Source organism: Desulfovibrionales bacterium (assembly GCA_028715605.1).
Classification (GTDB): domain Bacteria; phylum Desulfobacterota; class QYQD01; order QYQD01; family QYQD01; genus QYQD01.
Map to the genome: position 1 here is coordinate 1 of JAQURM010000003.1, position 16,172 is coordinate 16,172.

Sequence of the window (16,172 nt, forward strand, 5' to 3'; positions counted from 1 at the left end):
TTTGGGTCATTTCGATCTCCTTCAATGAGTATTATTACTCATCTTATTTAACCCAAAAAAACCCGCAAATCAAGAAAAATATTTGCAGGCAATCAAAAAAATGCTACAAAAACACTAAACTGTTACATGAAGAAGATGAAGAAGAATGGGGACGCGGGTAAAAAAGTAAGTTGACAAAGTAAAGCGTAAAAGCGAAATAGAACCCATGCCGAGATTAATCCGACTGGACGCACCCGGTGTTTTACATCACATTATGCTCAGGGAGGATAGAGCGTCGAAAGATATTCAGAAACGATAAGGTTCGTGAAGATTTTTTAGATCAGGATCCCTCACCCTTTTGAAAATGGTAATAAGTTAAATAGCCCTATATCCCCTAACATTGGAATCCTCCTTTCTGTCCAGAAGCAGCCTGTCTTCGGTCCGTCACAGGTAGATATATCCGGCGACACTCCTTCTATGTTTATCTTGTGTAATAGTTTCTGCCTATAATTATCCGCATCTATATCCGATTTATCGATTTGACATCCTACCTCCTGGATTATATATGCACATGAGATCGGCATGATGCCTGGATCGGCGCATATCATGCTGTGAGTTAATATCGGCGCAAAGTTCGATGTTGTCTGGAGGTATTTCCTAATGAACAAAACGAAGAACTTTTTCGGAACGCGTACCGGGATCGTAGCTACGGGCGCTATTATCGGGATACTGGCCGCCTTACTTCAGAAGATGGGTAACCCGGGTAATATGGGTATATGCGTGGCCTGCTTTGAAAGGGATATTGCCGGCGCCCTGGGTCTGCACCGCGCGGCCGTTGTTCAGTATATCCGGCCGGAGATAATCGGGTTTGTCTTCGGCGCTCTGATAGCCGCCTACGCCTTTAAAGAGTTCAGGCCGCGCGCGGGATCTGCTCCTATTGTCCGTTTTTTTCTTGGTTTTTTTGCCATGACCGGGGCACTGGTCTTTCTCGGATGTCCATGGCGGGCCTTACTTAGACTATCGGCCGGCGATGGGAATGCTATTGCCGGTTTAATCGGCCTTACAGCAGGCATAGCTATCGGGGTGGCCTTTCTGAAAAACGGTTACAATCTGGGCCGGACACAGAAGAGCTATGTTGCTATGGGGTGGATACTGCCGTTAGCCATGGGCGCACTTCTTATATTTCTTTTACTGGCTCCTCAGATGGGTGATAATGGCCAAACCGGGCCGATTTTTTTCAGCGCCAAGGGGCCGGGGTCTCTGCACGCGCCTATAGCCGTGTCACTCCTGATCGGCCTGTTTATCGGGTTTATTGCGCAACGGACCCGGTTCTGCACCATGGGGGCGGTCAGGGACATAATTTTAATGCGGGATTTTCACCTGGCGAGCGGCGTATTGGCGCTGATTGCCGGCGCATTCGTTACCAACCTGATCCTCGGTCAGTTTCAGGCCGGTTTTGAAAACCAGCCGATCGCCCATACCAATCAGTTGTGGAATTTTGGCGGCATGGCGCTGGCCGGACTGTCCTTTGCCCTGGCCGGCGGATGTCCGGGGCGACAATTATTCCTGGCTGGCGAAGGCGATGGCGATGCCGGTGTATTGGTACTGGGTATGATTATCGGCGCTGGTTTTGCCCATAACTTTTCCCTGGCCAGTTCTCCCAAGGGGGTTGGCCTTTATGGGCCGCTGGCCGTCCTCATAGGGCTTGCCTTTTGTTTCTTTGTCGGTCTTACCATGCGCGAAAAGATCTAAAGGAGGAGGTTTGGAGATGACGGATTCTGTAGATGCCCGTGGACTTTCCTGTCCTCAGCCGGTGATTCTGGCCCGTCAGAAGATGCAGTCAATGGGACGGGGCGCCTTTGAAGTGAAGGTGGACACAGATACCGCCAGGGAGAACATCACCCGGCTGGCTCAAAAAGAGGGATGGGAGGTAGAGAGCAAAGAAGCAGGCCGTGAATATGTACTGGTGTTGACAAAAGGGTAATGATTTGTGTCAGATTGAAGCTCCCCGCCGCAAGCAGCGGGGAATGCGCTCGCTATGCATGTTCACCGCAAAGACGCAAAGAAAGATATATCTTTTTCTTTGCGCTCTCTATGTGCTCTGTGGTGAAAAAATAACGGATAAAGGAGAAAGGAAAGATATGAAGAAAGGTTTAGTAATTATGGCCGCTGCCCTGTTTGTGGCTGCTATGGCACTCCCGGCCCTGGCCGTGGACATGAGCCTGAGCGGTTTCTACCGGGTGCGCGGCATCTATCAGAGCAATGCCAATCAGGGGCAGGTTACGCCCTGGGATGGTAACACCCCCTATACTACAAACGGCTATGGGAACCCGGATGCCTACTGGGATCACCTGCTCCGGTTGAATCCGGTCTTCAAGGTTGCTGATAACCTCAAACTGATCACCCGCGTCTCGGTATTCAACAACCAGATGTGGGGGAGCAGCGAGACTTCAGGCGGAGTACCCACGACCGGTATCGGCCACAATAACTGGGCCAACTTTGGTGATACCGCCGACAACATCATTTTAAACCAGGCCTATATCGAATGGACAGGCTCCTGGGGCAAGCTTCACGTCGGCCGCAAGCCCGGCATCTATACCTACTTTACGGAGTGGGCCAATACCGAGATGGACGTGGAGAAGATCCACTACTTCTCCCCGAGCTGGGGACCCTTCAGCTTCTTTGCCTTTCATGAAAAATGGGAGGAACAGAGTGTTACATCAGGCAATAACATGGCCGATGAGGACCTCGACCGGTACTCACTCTGCCTGCAATATACCAAACCCTGTCTCTACCTGGGCTATGCCTTTGACTACTACCATGTCCGGACAGGTTCAGAGAACCCGGCCACTACCGGCTGGAAGGCCAACCGTATCGGCAACTACTTCTGCGTACAGGCCAATGATGCGACGAACACCTATTTTTTCAAGGGTGAACTGTCCCTCCTGAGCGGCGACTATAAGGATTACTACGCCGCCGGCACTACAGATGTGGATCGCGCCGGGTGGGGTTACTATGCCAAGGCCTGGACGAACAAAGGTCCTCTTACCGTAGGGATCGGCACGGCCTATACCTCCGGTGATGACAATGCCTCCGACGGCGATTATGACGTCGGGCCGGCCTCCGGCGGAGACTTCCAGCCGATGTACGTCTTGTACGGGCCGCAGAGCAACATCTTAAACACCACCCTGGTACACCCTTCTCAGAAACCTGGTTACTCCAATGCCGGCCAGTTTGGCAATCCGGGAGATACCGCTACTGGTTCTGTGGGATACTGGATCTATGCCGACTATACGGTCGATCCCCAGCTCGCCCTGCATGGCGCCCTGGGTATAGCATACGCGGACAAGATCAGCAGCACCTATTACCAGGATGATGAATTCGGCAAAGAGCTGGACCTGGGTCTGAAGTACCAGATCATGAGCAACCTGGCTTACGATCTGCACCTTGGTTACCTGTGGACGGGCGACTTCTTTAAGGGTCCCGCTGGTACCGACTACACCACCGATGACGTCTATCAGATCGACCACAGCCTGACGCTGAGTTTCTAAGTGATGAGTACTGAGTGACGAGTGACGAGTAATGAGTAATGAGTAATGAGTAGGAATTTTCACCGCAGAGCACGCGGAGAGCGCAAAGAAAAAGATATATCTTTCTTTGCGCTCTTTGCGTCTTTGTGGTGAAACAGATAAGACTGGCTGACTTTCAAGCGATCAGCCGTCAGTAATCGGCAGACAGCCAGAGACTGAAGGCTGAGCGCTGATAGCTGACAGCTAATTCAGAGGCCGGGCATCTGGCCTGGTTAGGTAAATAAGAGGCTGGCTCTGGAGTAATTCCAGGGCTGGCCTCTTTGATTCCCCACAGGGCAAGCTAGTCTTTTTCAAGATATGATCTCAGAATTTCGTGCATCCCGGGAGGCCATTTTTTAGGGTCCGGCTCTGTAAGAAATATCTTGGTCCATGGCTCCTTAACTCCGGCCGTTAATTTTTGCACTAAATCCTTGGGCATGTTTTTCAGGTCTTCTAACCTCTCCTGATAAACCCGGCTTGTTGTTTCTTTATCCATACTTATCTCCCTTGTTCGAACCTCAGCTTATTTTCTATTCTATGGCGCGATTGTCCCAGGCACAAGGAAATTTAAAGAATTTATGAGGGTTGACTTTCCATGGGCCTTAATTTAATGTCTTTTTAAAAGCCTGAGAAGAATCTGCAGCGAGGATACTATGCCAAGGCGAGGGCCTTTGACCTTTGTAAAGTTTTTAGGGAAATGATATTGACCTTAGCAGAAGAATTGGCGCGTTAGAGGAGGAATCAATTTGGAAGGGCTGGAAGATATGATAGCCGTGCATGATGTCCAACTGGTAGAGCAACAGGATGGGTATCAGATTATCTTAAAAGAGAAGGCGGACAGTAAATATTATTTTACGATGCTCATCGGTCCGGCTGAATTCGCTGCCATTGCCAAGGAAAAAGGCACTTACAGGCCCCCCCGGCCGCTAACGCATGATCTTTATTTAGGGATATTGAAAAATCTGGGCATTAAATTCTTGCGTGTGGAGATATATGAGCAGCAAGATAATGCTTATATTGCCAATGTCTTTTATGAAAAAGGCGAGAACGAGGTCGGGGTTGATTCCAGGCCCAGTGATGCCCTGGCCCTGGCCTTGAATCAGCAAATTCCTATACTGGTCAGGCGGAAACTATTTAAGACCGAGGTATCCAAGGAAGAAAGGGAATTTTACAGGGATATAATTAAGGTAGTAAAATTTAAAGAAACAGAATAACCCGGTGCATGTCAAAAACTATTTACCCGCTCGATTATAGCCTTAAGGCTGGCGAAAGATTTCTTATTGAAGGGGAACGTTAAACGCGGCAGTTCTAATAATTCGGGTTCGTCTTGTTCCTCCGGTAAGGCCTCCCGGGCCTCAAATTTTCCACCGGGCAGGAGATCCTCCGGGAATTCCTCGTTTAATGCCTGTATAGCATATTGTTCCGGGCGGGTTTTAAGGCGTAAGACCACCATATCTCCTATGTAGCGCATGGAGTGATAACGGCGATAAAACGCTGTGATAATTTTTACCGCCTCTTTTTCATCGTTGAGGATGGTGAGTAAGCTTACGTCTTCCGGTGAGATATATTCGCCCTTAACCAGGCAGTCTTGCAGAAATTCCATCCATTTTCCCCAATATCCATTTCCCCCGGTTTCGAGAAACACGATAGGGATGGGATTCTGTTTCCCGGTCTGGACGAGGGTCATGGCCTCCATAGCCTCGTCCATGGTTCCAAACCCGCCGGGGAACAGCGCCACAGCATGGGTTTCCTTAATAAAGGCCACCTTGCGGTTAAAAAAGTATTTGTACTGGATCATGCGTGGATTAGAGGCTATTATCTCATTAGTCACCTGTTCAAAAGGGAGTTTGATAGTAACACCAAAGGAATTCTCGTGACCGGCCCCCTTGTTGGCTGCTTCCATGATCCCAGGACCGCCGCCGGTAATCACCATAAAGCCGTTTTCGACCAACCCGCGGGCAAAGCGAAGGGCCATATCATAAAGCGGTGTGCCGGGAAGGGTTCTGGCTGAACCAAATACCGTTACTTTGAGCTGGTTCCGATAAGGCCCAAAGACCTTTGCAGTATAACGCATCTCTTTGAGGGTGGTATTCATCATCTTCAGGTCACCGCGATCCCTGGTGTCCTGACCACCCTTCAGGCTGGCAATAATTAATTCGCGTATAATATCGCGATTGGCATCAATGCCTGCCAGGTCCATCAAGGACTCTATCCGGTCATCAATTTCGAGGTTAGGCTCATGAAAACGGAGTTCCATACTTTGATTGGTTTCCCCCGGGCACTTTTTACGAGTTCATCATATACTTTCAATCGAACATTTTACCCATATTCTTTAATTCTGTTAAGTTTTAATTGACGGCCTCGTAAAAAGTCCATTTACTGCGAAATAGCGATCAGCCATCAGCTATCAGCGGTCAGTTAAGGAGCTATTCCACTTCCTGAAAGCTGAGAACTGAATGCTGACTGCTATTTTTATTTGAGCGCACAAAAATCTTGTCTTAAGTGTTTAAACAGGCTAAAACGCAACGTGATCTCACTGGCTAAAATTTTAGAAACCACTTAAGAGACGGGAAAGATGGAAGAGACGGTAACCAAAGAAGTTGAAATGCAGAGGGCCCATTTGGAAAAAAAGATTCAGGAGTTAGAAGCAGAAAAAAAGGCCGATGATCGAAAGATACTGGAACTCACGGAAAGGGAGCTTAAGCGCTGTGAGATTCATACTGAAGAAATTCATCTCCTGCGCAAGAGGAATTTTGAGATATCTTTTGAGATACTTACGAGGCGTAACGAGATAAAAAGGCTAGGCAGAAGTTACGTATAACCGGTCTTTCGAATATTTTGCCCGGCTTGTACAGTCCGGAAAATTTAACACAAAAGGAAATAAGATACATGACAGAACCGAACAAAGTTGTAACTGGAGAAGCAGGCGAGTTAGGAGAGCCCCGGCCGCTCATGCCGGGCGAGAGGTTTCGCTTTGCCTGCCGTAAGGGATTAAGATGTTTTACCCATTGTTGCCGTGACCTTAATCTCTTCCTCTCGCCTTATGATATACTGCGCCTGAAAAACAGACTGGGCATTTCATCCGGCGATTTTCTGCGGAAATATGCCTCTACCAATATCGGTATTGTCTCGGGATTCCCGGTGATGACTCTTCGTATGAACAAGGACCAGGAGCGGACCTGCCCTTTTGTTACGCCGGACGGGTGCACCGTCTATGCGGACCGGCCTGCCTCCTGCCGCACTTATCCTCTCGGTCGCCTGGTAGAAAAAAACAGAGATACCAACCGGAAAAAAGAGAACTATTTTATCTTCCAGGAAGACCATTGCCTGGGGTTTGCAGAGCCGAATGAATGGTCTATAGAAGAGTGGCTGGATGATCAGGAGATAAAAATTTATAACGAGATGAATGACCTTTTTATGGAACTTATTGTGAGCAGGGATCGTGCCGGGATTAAAAATCTGACCGATGAGCAGATGCGAAATTTTGCCCTGGCCTGCTACAACCCGGATAAATTCAAGGACATGGTTTTTACACCAGGGTTCCTGGAAGAATTTGACCTTTCGGTCGAGTATGTTACCCGGCTTCGTTCAGATGAACTGGAACTGATGAAGTTCGGCATCAGGTGGGCCCAGTTTATGGTTTTTGGGGAAAAGACGCTCCTGCTTAAGTCGGGTCCGCCGCAGGAGGATCAAAGTTGATGAACTCGTAAAAGGCCCAAAATATCACGCAAAGCCGCCAAGGACGCAAAAAGAATAAAATTTGGAACTCAGGAACTCATAAAGAAAAATACTATTCTATTCTTGATTTCCAGATTTTAATTTTTCCTTCGCGGTCTTTGCGCCTTTGCGTGAGAAATTGACCTGTTACGAAGCCGTCAAAGTTGAGCTTTAAGTCTTCAGCCTTCAGCTTTCAGCTTTCAACTTCGACCTTTGAACTTGATTTGATCCGTCTTGTCTTCCGGGCAACCTTTTCCGGCTTTAATCCTTTGAGGATGTCCCCTTCCCAATTAAATACCAACCTTGGCCTGGCCGGCGCAGGATGTTTTTCCATCGCATAAGCGGCCAGCAGCGATAAGGAGACACTGGGTTCTACCCAGGCCATGGCAAAGTCTGCATCTTTTTTTATCTTCCCCCAGGACTGGGCTTCACCCAGGGTTGAACCGGAAAGACCGCCGTCATGTGAAACCGCTGTGGTGACCTGTATGGCATAGGAGTGTCCGCGTTCCAGACTGAATATATAACTCATAACTATGGAGTCGTTGATGTAGTTTTTCGGTACGCCACCGGCCACGTAGATGGCCGCCGTCTTTTTTGACCTGACCACAATCTGTGTAAGCTCATAATTGTCCTGAATAGAATCAATGGCAACTCCCGGCTTTGAGTCCGTTTTACACCTGTGCCGGTGTTCAGTAAGGCCGATGCCTATGGAAGAATCATTTATAGCCGGGGCAAAAATAGGTATGCCCATGCGGTGGCATTGGTAAACTATAGAGCGTTCGTCATCCAGATGAGAGCCGATAAAATCTATGTACTGCCGGCTGGAATAATTACCGGGCGGCAGTTCATCGGCAATCTTGCTGCACCACATATCGGTTTTCCAGAAGGCCTCCTCATCTACGTAAGTATCATAGATACGGTCTATGTAAAGGTCTCTGAGTATCCGGTCATCTGCCGCCGGAGTCCCCTTATAATGCTTATATCCTCTGGCCTGGTATATATCCTGATAGAGGATGGCCCCGGTTGACACCACTACGTCTATATAACCTCCTACAATTAACTCACGTATGACATTCCTTAATCCGGCGGCGATCAGGGGGCCGGCCAGCCCCAGGAAAATCGTAGGCCGGTCAGGATCTTCGAACATCCTGGACAGAACTCTCGCGCAATTGCCCAGATTTCGTGCCTGTATGGACATCCCGTTCATTTGTCCCAGCAGGTCACCCACGGTCATCCCCGGTGATATCTCCACGGGACGTATCGCCTCAGCTAAAATTTTACGTTTACGAAGTTTAGCCCCCTGAGACAGATGGCTATAACCGGAAGACGGCTTTGATTTCATGATTCCTTATATTACCTCCTGAAAAATTATAGGCCCGTGGGAACGGCCTATTATTACGAAAAGATTGAACATATAAAAAATAAACAAAAAAATCAAACAATCAATAACCCCTTAGTCTTCCATCCCGCGCAACTTGCGGAGCATCGAACGTTCCAGTCTGCGGATATAGTCGTTCATTATATTTTCTGTCTTATTATCAATACCTGTGAATTCTAATCCGCACTGGATCACGTTGGTCTCCATATTATCCTGCAACCTTCTTACTATGGCTGACTTTACGTCAATCCCGTAAACTTGTCCCTCCAGGAGGAGATTGACTCTGATCTCTTTTAGTTCATCACCGAGCTTTAGAAATTTTTCCTTACCCTTGTTTCGGGGGACGAGGATAGCTAATCCGCTTACACTGATGTCTTTTATGGCGAAGGCCGAGGTTTCTCCTCCCGGGGACATCCTCACTTCACTGCCTGAGGGGACATCAATACGGAAGTGCCGCCGTCTTTGGATACGAACAATTTCTTTGGGGGAATAGACCCATATCTCCCTGTCCTCTGCCTTGTAGGGCCTGGTTGAAAAACGATACGGGATTTTTTGGCTGTCAATACATTCAAAGATAAGCTTGGGATCCGGATGAGAGAGAATAATATCCGCAAAATCTTCTATCCAGTCCATTGCCACATATTGTTGGTCACCGATTACAGGGAGCTTGAGGATGATAGTTAAGCGAGTGTAATCAGCGCCAGGAATAAACAGGCTGAGTTGAGTTTTCCTCAACATGATCTCGCGCAAAAAACGCAGGGCATTTTTACCGACAAGGGTTTCCATGAATTAATCGATTTTTGTATCCTGGTTATACGGAACAGATTTTCGCCGGATGTCCCTAAGAATACATCGGTAAGTTAACCGTTAACTTCAAAAAAATGTCAACAAAAAAACAGATTACAACGGTCGGCAGTCAAGGAAGGTGAGAGGGGAGACGTAAGGGGAGGTACGAGAGACGCCTCACGTCTGGAGCTATACGCTACCCGCTGAAAGCTATGTGTTCTGTGGTTAATCTTTTGATAAAACGCTATTCGTCCTGACTGACGTTGAGTCTATAGCTGATTATCGTGCTTTTGCCGGAAACAAGGGGTGCGACGCCGGTTCTCATTATGATACCGACAAAGAGTTCGTAATGGTCTTTTCCATCGGTATCTACTAACTGATAATCACAGACTCCACCGGATATCTTACGTGTCTTCCAACTTTCTGCCAGGCCCAGCCCGTCCCAGCTGAGCAAATATATCTCGCTGCTGGTATATTCTTTGAAGTTTCGCAATAATCGGGATGCGGTAGAAAGGTTTCTGTTTACTATAAGGTCGGCAATACCATCTTTGTTTAGATCGGTCACAATGATCCGTGAGGGCAGATATATCCTTTCTTCAGTGTCAGAGCGTGTGCGGTTGGGGTTGACCATAACAAAATTAATAGTTTCTCCATAGGGTTCGTCACCTTTCCAGCGCAGTTCACCGGAGGCAGCATAAACCTTGAGTTTATTGTGTTCATCAATCATGACAGTTTCTAGGGTCTTATCCCCGTCAATGTCCGCTATCGTGAAATTGAATACGTTAGCGCCTACAGGCAGGCGAAGTTGTTCTCCGGCCTGTAACTTTTTATTTACCCATAGCAGCTCGCAAACGGCCAACGTAAAGGGACTATTAATATCTTTTTGCTGGCCGACTATGGTCAGGTTGCCACCTGCCAGCTTAGTTATCCTGAGATACCAGCGGAGATGTTCGGCGATGCGCACAAAATCTGAGCCGTTCCATTCCAGAACGAATGAATCCACGTTGCCGGAACTCAGGTTGGACACGTAAATTTCAGGGGTCCCGTTACCGTTTATATCCCCTACGTCCACGGAAAGTTGATCATAGGTGGATTTGCCCTTGATATGTTTTACCTCGTCCAGTTTTTCACCTTTTTGCCGGTATATCCAGACATCTGTCTGGGTGATGAAAGCCATTTCTTTCTGTCCATCGCCGTCCAGGTCGGTTACCTGCATCCCGCGCATAACGGCTGGAAACTCCTGGCTCTTCCAAAAACCGGCCTTCTTTTGTTTGGCAGAAAGTTGAATAAAATCCGGATGTAGATTAGAAGATGGCTCTTCTTCCTGGCTGGACAATAAAATCCGCTGTGGATGGGCTGCAACCGTCGTTTGTTCCTTAGGCGGGGCGACGGCGGCACGGGTGATAACCGGAGTCCGGCCAAATATCTTGGCATTTATATCCCCGGCAAATTCATCTACTCTAGGAATGACTTCATCCAGACTTTTTGTCTGAGTATAAACGGACATGGCCGGCTGGTTAAGATTTGTGGCTACTATTTTGGCGTCCAGGCTGCTTGAATTTCCGAGTACCGTAAGGCTGCCGAAAAGGATGTAATCGACCTTTAAATCCTGCCCCAGTTTTTTGGCCGATATTTCATTTAAATTGCCCGTATATTTCTGGCATATATCTTTAACCGCGTGTTTTTCCAGCACTACGACTTTCCCCTCCCAGGCAATACGGCTGGCGAGCATGTCGAAAATGCCGTCCTGTAGGTAGGACAGATCACCCGGCGCATGGACATCGAAGGGGATAATGGCAACTCTGGCCGGTTCTCCGGCCCAAAGCGATGGGCAGAAACTCAGAATTATAAATAGACTACTTATTGATATAATAAACTTTTTCATGGCACCAACCTTGATGAACTTGTAAAAAAGCCTTTTCACCGCTGAGCACGCAGAGTGCGCAGAGAAAAACTGTAAACCGTTTGGCTGGCTTACGGTCATGAGCCGGGTCGAACGACGGTTTAAACTGTTTAATATGTTATCTCAGCGTTCTCGGCGGCCTCTGCGGTAAATTTTACTTTTTACGAAGCCGTCGATCTTACTTTTATGGATGGCCGTAAAGTAACATTTGGTGTCAGCGTAGTCAAGATTAAAGGCCGATCCTGATCCACCAGCAAGACATCATCTGCGGCGTTGTCTTCGATCGCTCCTCCTTGCGGCGTATTGCTCCATACGCCTCAGTCGTCGCTCCTCGACGCCTGCATCTAATATCTTGCCGGTGTCCAGGGATACCCCATAACCTGCTGTTTTTAATCTTGATAGCTAAATTAGACGGTGGATTTGGGCCGACCCTATCCACACATGACTTGCCAAAAGTCTTAAAAATAAGTATAGAAAAACAATGGACAAGGGCAATCCCTACAGAAAGGTATTATTCTGGGGCATTATCTTTGTATGTCTCTCGTTATTCGGACTGGTATTGCTTTATAACTCCTTATCAGTCATTGGGTTTGACAAATTTGGAGACCTGCTTTCTGACCGGGAAAAGGTCCGGGATTTTGTGGCCTCTTTCGGTCCGCTGGCGCCTCTGGCCTTTATCGGCCTCCAGATAATGCAGGTGGTAATCTCCCCGATTCCGGGCGAAGCCACTGGATTTATCGGCGGATACCTCTTTGGCGCGGTTAAAGGATTAATATATTCGACTATTGGATTAACTCTGGGTTCATGGTTGGCCTTTAGTATCTCCAGACTGTTTGCGCCCTATGTCGCCCGCCGTTTAGGCCAGACGAAAATCTACGATAAGTTCAACTTCATAGTCGAGCACCAGGGTGTTATTATAGCCTTTATCCTTTTTTTATTGCCGGGGTTCCCAAAGGATTATCTATGTTATCTCCTGGGGCTTAGCCTCATGCCCACCAGCGTCTTTCTCGTCATCGCTGCGGTTGGCCGCATACCCGGTACGTTGCTCCTTACCCTCCAGGGGAGCAAGATGTTCGATCAGGAGTATGTTACTTTTTGCGTTCTGCTCGGGGTATCCTTGGGTGCGGTTATTCTTTCATATATTTTCAGACAGAAAATTTACGGATTAATCCAGAGACTACATGCGAAAAACGCTCGCGCAACAGACTAAGACCTCAGGGCATCTCAGAGCTTCTTCTATTCTGTACTTCGACTGCCTTGGGGGCATAAGCGGCAATATGGTGGTGGGGGCGCTTCTGGACATGGGATTACCCCTGGAAAAACTGAGGGGCGAGCTAAAGAAGCTCTCCTTAAAAGGGTATCATTGCCGCGCCCATCGTTCTAGAAAATATCCCATCAGCAGCATATTTTTTGAGGTAGATGTAAGGGAAAAGACGCCCCCGGAGCGCCGGTTTGTTGATATCCGGGAGCTCATATCGGAAAGTCACCTTGATGCGCCGGTGAAAAAGATAAGCCTGAATATATTTAAACGTCTCGCCGGGGCCGAGGCCCATGTCCATAACACGCCGCTGGCCAGGGTCCACTTCCATGAGGTAGGCGGTGTTGATACCATAGTCGATATCGTAGGGGCGGCTATCGGTTTTAATTACTTTGGTATAAAAGAATTCTATTGCTCGCCCCTTCCTATGTCCAGAGGCTGGATAACCTCCAGCCACGGCCGGTTGCCGCTACCCGCTCCGGCCACCCTGGCCCTCCTTAAGGGAGCGCCTACATATCCGGTGGATAGCCAGGTAGAGCTTGTAACCCCTACAGGAGCAGCTATTGTCACTACCCTGGCTAAAAATTTCGGGCAGATGCCGGCCATGCGCATCGATAAAGCAGGCTATGGCGCAGGCGCGTCTGAACTGTCAGAAATACCAAACCTCCTGCGCCTGGTCTCCGGGCACCCTTTGACGATCCCCGAATCAAGGCCGGTCACGGTCATTGAGTCGCATATCGACGACATGAATCCGGAATTTTATGACCACCTGATGGACAAATTGTTTGAGGCCGGGGCGCTGGATGTCTCTCTATCTCCCATACAAATGAAGAAAAACCGGCCGGGGACGCTGTTGCGGGTAATAAGTCCTGAAGCGCTGAAAAACTTGCTTATGGAGATCATATTGCGTGAAACCACCACCTTGGGACTGCGCTATTATGAAGCCAGGCGTTTTGCTGTAGAACGCATTGCGGGCCAGGTCAGGACGGAATGGGGCCTGGTAACGGTAAAGATAGCCAGGGGAACGGATGGACGGCGGGTTGTTTATCCTGAATATGAAGAATGCCGAAAAATAGCCAACAAATACAATGTTCCTCTCAAATATGTATATCAGAAGATCGCCCTGGCCGGTGCGGGAGAACTATAGTGAATGTCAATAGTCAATAGTCACTAGTACTAGCAAGAGTGGACAATCTCTCCCACTTAACCGATGACCGGTGATTAATGACCTGTAACGTTGCCTATAGTTGATTAACTTGACAAAAATATTCTCAAAAGGATATGTTTTGCGCAGTCTGATACTCTTTTTGGCGACAGGGGCCTATCTCGGACGGTTACCTCTGGCCCCGGGGACGTGGGGCAGCCTGTGGGGAGTATTATTTCATTATTTCCTATCACGCTATTCGTTGCTTTTTTATCTCCCCGGCCTTATCATACTAATTTTCCTGGCGGTTATAGTCGCTCATCAGGCAGAGATTATAACCGGACATAAAGACGATTCTTCCATAGTAATTGACGAAATCGCCGGGATGGCGGTAACTCTCGCGCAAATTCCTCCAACCGCCTGGGCGATTTTGGTTGGATTTTTGCTCTTTCGTTTTTTTGATATTACCAAGATATTTCCTGCTAAAATGCTTGAGAGAATATTGCCCGGAGGTTACGGTATAGTGGCTGACGACATTGTCGCAGGCATATATGCCAACTTGATTTTACGCCTTGTCCTTTACCTGAACGCAGCCTAAAGGTTGTGGTCATCGAAACCGGCATTGTAGGGATAATCCATGAAAGGTGAGATTATAGCCATCGGCGATGAATTACTGGCGGGGCGGGTCCCAAATACTACCAGCCTGTTCGCGGCCAGGCGGTTTTTTGAGGCGGGTTATGTTATAAGGAAGATGAGCATCGTGGGAGACCAGCCGGAATCTATAGAAGAGGGGCTTGTTCAGGCCATGCAGAAGGCCGACTTTGTGATAGTTACGGGCGGGCTGGGGCCTACCAGTGATGATCTGACCACGGAAGTAACTTCCCACATCCTTGGCCGCAGACTTGTATTTCACAATGGGATCAAAGAGCGAATCGAAAAATACTTCCAGGCCAAAGGGGAGAAACCGTGTGAAGAATACCTTAAGCTGGCTTGGCTGCCTGAAGGGGCTACCCTGCTGGATGAAACAGGCAAGGCGGCCGGTTATTTTCTGGAGCACGAGGGGAAATTTCTTTGTTTTCTGCCCGGGGTTCCTGAACAGATGCAAGACCTCCTGGACCGCAAGGTCTTGCCATACCTGGCAACCAAATGGAGGCTCTCTGTTTTCACCCGGCAGGAAGTCATAAAGACCTTCGGACTGGTTGAGTCAGAGATAAATGCCCGCTGTGCGGATCTGGAAGAAATTTATCCCGGACTTAAAATTGGTTATTACCCTGATGTTCCTGAAGTCCACGTGACCCTGACGTTCAGCGGTGAAACCATGAGCGAGACCGGGGCTGTCCTTTCCGGGGCCAAGGCAGAACTGGAAGCAAGATTGTATCCGCATGTCTTTGGCTATGGGGACGATACGCTGGAGAAAGTAGTGGGGGACCTTTTAAGGGTCCGGAAGCTCAGTCTCTCTGTGGCGGAATCCTGTACGGGCGGGCTGATTGGCCACCGTCTGACCAGGGTACCCGGAAGCTCGGACTATTTCGAGCGGGGGGTTATCACCTACAGTAACCTTTCAAAGGTGGAACTTCTCAATGTCTCTGAAGAGACGCTGGCTGCTTTTGGCGCAGTCAGCGCCGGGGTAGCCGAGCAGATGGCGCTCGGAGTTAAAGAGAAAAGTCGCACCGATATCGGTCTTTCGGTAACCGGCATTGCCGGCCCTACTGGTGGTACACCGGAAAAACCGGTGGGGACAGTCTATATCGGCCTGGCCGTCCCCGGAAATACGGTAGCTCATCATTTTTTGTTTCGGGGCACGCGTGAGATGATTCAAAAGGTAGCGGCAGAGACCGCCCTGGATGTATTAAGAAGGTATCTGGCGCATGATACGCTCATTTTTGGCAGTTGACCCGCCGATGGATCTTCGTGAATCTATGGTTAGCGCTACCATAGGTCTACGCACCCCGGCTGCCGATATAAAATGGGTCAGGCCGGAAGGCATCCATCTTACCTTGAAGTTTCTCGGCAATATTGAGGAAGGGCAGGTTGATCCCATCGTTAATGCGGTAAGCGGGGTTATAACCGGCCAGAAGCCGCTGGTCTTGAAGGCCGAAGGTATAGGCGCCTTCCCGGATTTAAGGCGGCCGCGGGTCATCTGGATCGGGATGACCGGCGATATAGAGCGCTTGATGGTTATACAGAAAAGTATCGAACAGGCCCTTTCCGGCCTGGGTTTTCCGGCAGAAGACAGACCATTTACCCCGCATTTGACCCTGGGACGGGTACGTTCCTATAAGAGGGCCTCAGATTTGGCCCATAAAATTGAAGGGCTTAAAGATATAAACTTCACCCCTTTTACCGTCAATGAGCTAATATTCTATAAAAGCGCCCTGCGCCCTGAAGGCGCCATCTATACACCCTTGCGGCGACTACCATTAATAGGTTAATATCAG

At 48.7% G+C, this 16,172-nt stretch carries 16 protein-coding genes; 11 read left to right on the forward strand and 5 right to left on the reverse strand.

The genetic code is table 11. The features are described from left to right. Positions 1-639 precede the first annotated feature (639 nt). The 3 genes from yedE (at position 640) to PHT49_04430 (ending at position 3,530) form a co-directional block, all read left to right on the forward strand. Complete coding sequence (gene yedE / locus PHT49_04420) at positions 640-1,731, forward strand: YedE family putative selenium transporter (GenBank protein MDD5451119.1); 1,092 nt, start codon at positions 640-642, stop codon at positions 1,729-1,731. Positions 1,732-1,747: 16 nt separating this feature from the next. Further along, entirely contained in the window at positions 1,748-1,963 is a 216-nt protein-coding gene (locus PHT49_04425; protein ID MDD5451120.1) for a sulfurtransferase TusA family protein, read from the forward strand. Positions 1,964-2,120: 157 nt separating this feature from the next. Beyond that, on the forward strand, positions 2,121-3,530 hold the full coding sequence (locus tag PHT49_04430; protein MDD5451121.1) for a hypothetical protein: 1,410 nt from the start codon (positions 2,121-2,123) through the stop codon (positions 3,528-3,530). Positions 3,531-3,849: 319 nt separating this feature from the next. On the opposite strand, the gene PHT49_04435 is transcribed toward PHT49_04430, so the two are convergent. Next, the gene (locus PHT49_04435) at positions 3,850-4,044 is read right to left on the reverse strand and encodes a hypothetical protein (protein MDD5451122.1); all 195 of its coding nucleotides are present in this window, start codon (positions 4,042-4,044) and stop codon (positions 3,850-3,852) included. Positions 4,045-4,294: 250 nt separating this feature from the next. On the opposite strand from PHT49_04435, the gene PHT49_04440 reads away from it, so the two are divergent. Next, positions 4,295-4,762: a bifunctional nuclease family protein gene (locus PHT49_04440; GenBank protein MDD5451123.1), complete on the forward strand. Its 468-nt coding sequence runs from the start codon at positions 4,295-4,297 to the stop codon at positions 4,760-4,762. Between the two features lie 11 nt (positions 4,763-4,773). Here the strand turns inward: PHT49_04440 and PHT49_04445 are convergent, their stop codons facing one another. Continuing rightward, the gene (locus PHT49_04445) at positions 4,774-5,805 is read right to left on the reverse strand and encodes a TIGR00730 family Rossman fold protein (GenBank protein MDD5451124.1); all 1,032 of its coding nucleotides are present in this window, start codon (positions 5,803-5,805) and stop codon (positions 4,774-4,776) included. A 318-nt stretch (positions 5,806-6,123) separates the two neighbouring features. Here PHT49_04445 and PHT49_04450 point away from each other — a divergent pair, with 318 nt between their 5' ends. Together PHT49_04450 and PHT49_04455 are read left to right on the forward strand one after the other, a co-directional pair. Further along, the gene (locus PHT49_04450; protein ID MDD5451125.1) at positions 6,124-6,369 is read left to right on the forward strand and encodes a hypothetical protein; all 246 of its coding nucleotides are present in this window, start codon (positions 6,124-6,126) and stop codon (positions 6,367-6,369) included. Positions 6,370-6,437: 68 nt separating this feature from the next. Next, positions 6,438-7,247, forward strand: a complete 810-nt coding sequence (locus tag PHT49_04455) for a YkgJ family cysteine cluster protein (protein ID MDD5451126.1) — start codon at positions 6,438-6,440, stop codon at positions 7,245-7,247. 211 nt (positions 7,248-7,458) lie between these two features. Here PHT49_04455 and PHT49_04460 read toward each other — a convergent pair whose 3' ends face one another. From PHT49_04460 to PHT49_04470, 3 genes are all read right to left on the reverse strand, one after another. Further along, a complete protein-coding gene (locus tag PHT49_04460) occupies positions 7,459-8,607 on the reverse strand; it encodes a deoxyhypusine synthase family protein (GenBank protein MDD5451127.1) in 1,149 nt (382 codons plus the stop codon). 111 nt (positions 8,608-8,718) lie between these two features. Next, positions 8,719-9,429, reverse strand: coding sequence for a PilZ domain-containing protein (locus PHT49_04465; GenBank protein MDD5451128.1), 711 nt, complete (start codon positions 9,427-9,429; stop codon positions 8,719-8,721). Between the two features lie 244 nt (positions 9,430-9,673). After that, the gene (locus PHT49_04470; protein ID MDD5451129.1) at positions 9,674-11,314 is read right to left on the reverse strand and encodes a VCBS repeat-containing protein; all 1,641 of its coding nucleotides are present in this window, start codon (positions 11,312-11,314) and stop codon (positions 9,674-9,676) included. A 499-nt stretch (positions 11,315-11,813) separates the two neighbouring features. On the opposite strand from PHT49_04470, the gene PHT49_04475 reads away from it, so the two are divergent. From PHT49_04475 to thpR, 5 genes are all read left to right on the forward strand, one after another. Beyond that, entirely contained in the window at positions 11,814-12,542 is a 729-nt protein-coding gene (locus PHT49_04475) for a VTT domain-containing protein (protein ID MDD5451130.1), read from the forward strand. Next, entirely contained in the window at positions 12,514-13,737 is a 1,224-nt protein-coding gene (gene larC, locus PHT49_04480) for a nickel pincer cofactor biosynthesis protein LarC (protein ID MDD5451131.1), read from the forward strand. Before PHT49_04475 ends, larC begins: the two co-directional genes overlap by 29 nt. Before the next feature lie 139 nt (positions 13,738-13,876). Continuing rightward, the gene (locus PHT49_04485) at positions 13,877-14,332 is read left to right on the forward strand and encodes a phosphatidylglycerophosphatase A (GenBank protein MDD5451132.1); all 456 of its coding nucleotides are present in this window, start codon (positions 13,877-13,879) and stop codon (positions 14,330-14,332) included. Between the two features lie 39 nt (positions 14,333-14,371). Next, complete coding sequence (locus PHT49_04490; GenBank protein MDD5451133.1) at positions 14,372-15,628, forward strand: competence/damage-inducible protein A; 1,257 nt, start codon at positions 14,372-14,374, stop codon at positions 15,626-15,628. Continuing rightward, on the forward strand, positions 15,603-16,166 hold the full coding sequence (gene thpR, locus PHT49_04495) for an RNA 2',3'-cyclic phosphodiesterase (GenBank protein ID MDD5451134.1): 564 nt from the start codon (positions 15,603-15,605) through the stop codon (positions 16,164-16,166). The genes PHT49_04490 and thpR overlap by 26 nt, the downstream gene beginning before the upstream one ends. Positions 16,167-16,172: the final 6 nt, after the last annotated feature.

Bases quoted from the DNA above. Each gene is read 5' to 3' on its own strand.
- thpR (MDD5451134.1), top strand. From the start codon at position 15,603: ATGATACGCTCATTTTTGGCAGTTGACCCGCCGATGGATCTTCGTGAA.
- PHT49_04435 (MDD5451122.1), bottom strand. From the start codon at position 4,044: ATGGATAAAGAAACAACAAGCCGGGTTTATCAGGAGAGGTTAGAAGAC.
- PHT49_04490 (MDD5451133.1), top strand. From the start codon at position 14,372: ATGAAAGGTGAGATTATAGCCATCGGCGATGAATTACTGGCGGGGCGG.
- yedE (MDD5451119.1), top strand. From the start codon at position 640: ATGAACAAAACGAAGAACTTTTTCGGAACGCGTACCGGGATCGTAGCT.
- PHT49_04450 (MDD5451125.1), top strand. From the start codon at position 6,124: ATGGAAGAGACGGTAACCAAAGAAGTTGAAATGCAGAGGGCCCATTTG.
- PHT49_04430 (MDD5451121.1), top strand. From the start codon at position 2,121: ATGAAGAAAGGTTTAGTAATTATGGCCGCTGCCCTGTTTGTGGCTGCT.
- PHT49_04465 (MDD5451128.1), bottom strand. From the start codon at position 9,429: ATGGAAACCCTTGTCGGTAAAAATGCCCTGCGTTTTTTGCGCGAGATC.
- PHT49_04455 (MDD5451126.1), top strand. From the start codon at position 6,438: ATGACAGAACCGAACAAAGTTGTAACTGGAGAAGCAGGCGAGTTAGGA.
- PHT49_04475 (MDD5451130.1), top strand. From the start codon at position 11,814: ATGGACAAGGGCAATCCCTACAGAAAGGTATTATTCTGGGGCATTATC.
- larC (MDD5451131.1), top strand. From the start codon at position 12,514: ATGCGAAAAACGCTCGCGCAACAGACTAAGACCTCAGGGCATCTCAGA.
- PHT49_04425 (MDD5451120.1), top strand. From the start codon at position 1,748: ATGACGGATTCTGTAGATGCCCGTGGACTTTCCTGTCCTCAGCCGGTG.
- PHT49_04470 (MDD5451129.1), bottom strand. From the start codon at position 11,314: ATGAAAAAGTTTATTATATCAATAAGTAGTCTATTTATAATTCTGAGT.
- PHT49_04445 (MDD5451124.1), bottom strand. From the start codon at position 5,805: ATGGAACTCCGTTTTCATGAGCCTAACCTCGAAATTGATGACCGGATA.
- PHT49_04460 (MDD5451127.1), bottom strand. From the start codon at position 8,607: ATGAAATCAAAGCCGTCTTCCGGTTATAGCCATCTGTCTCAGGGGGCT.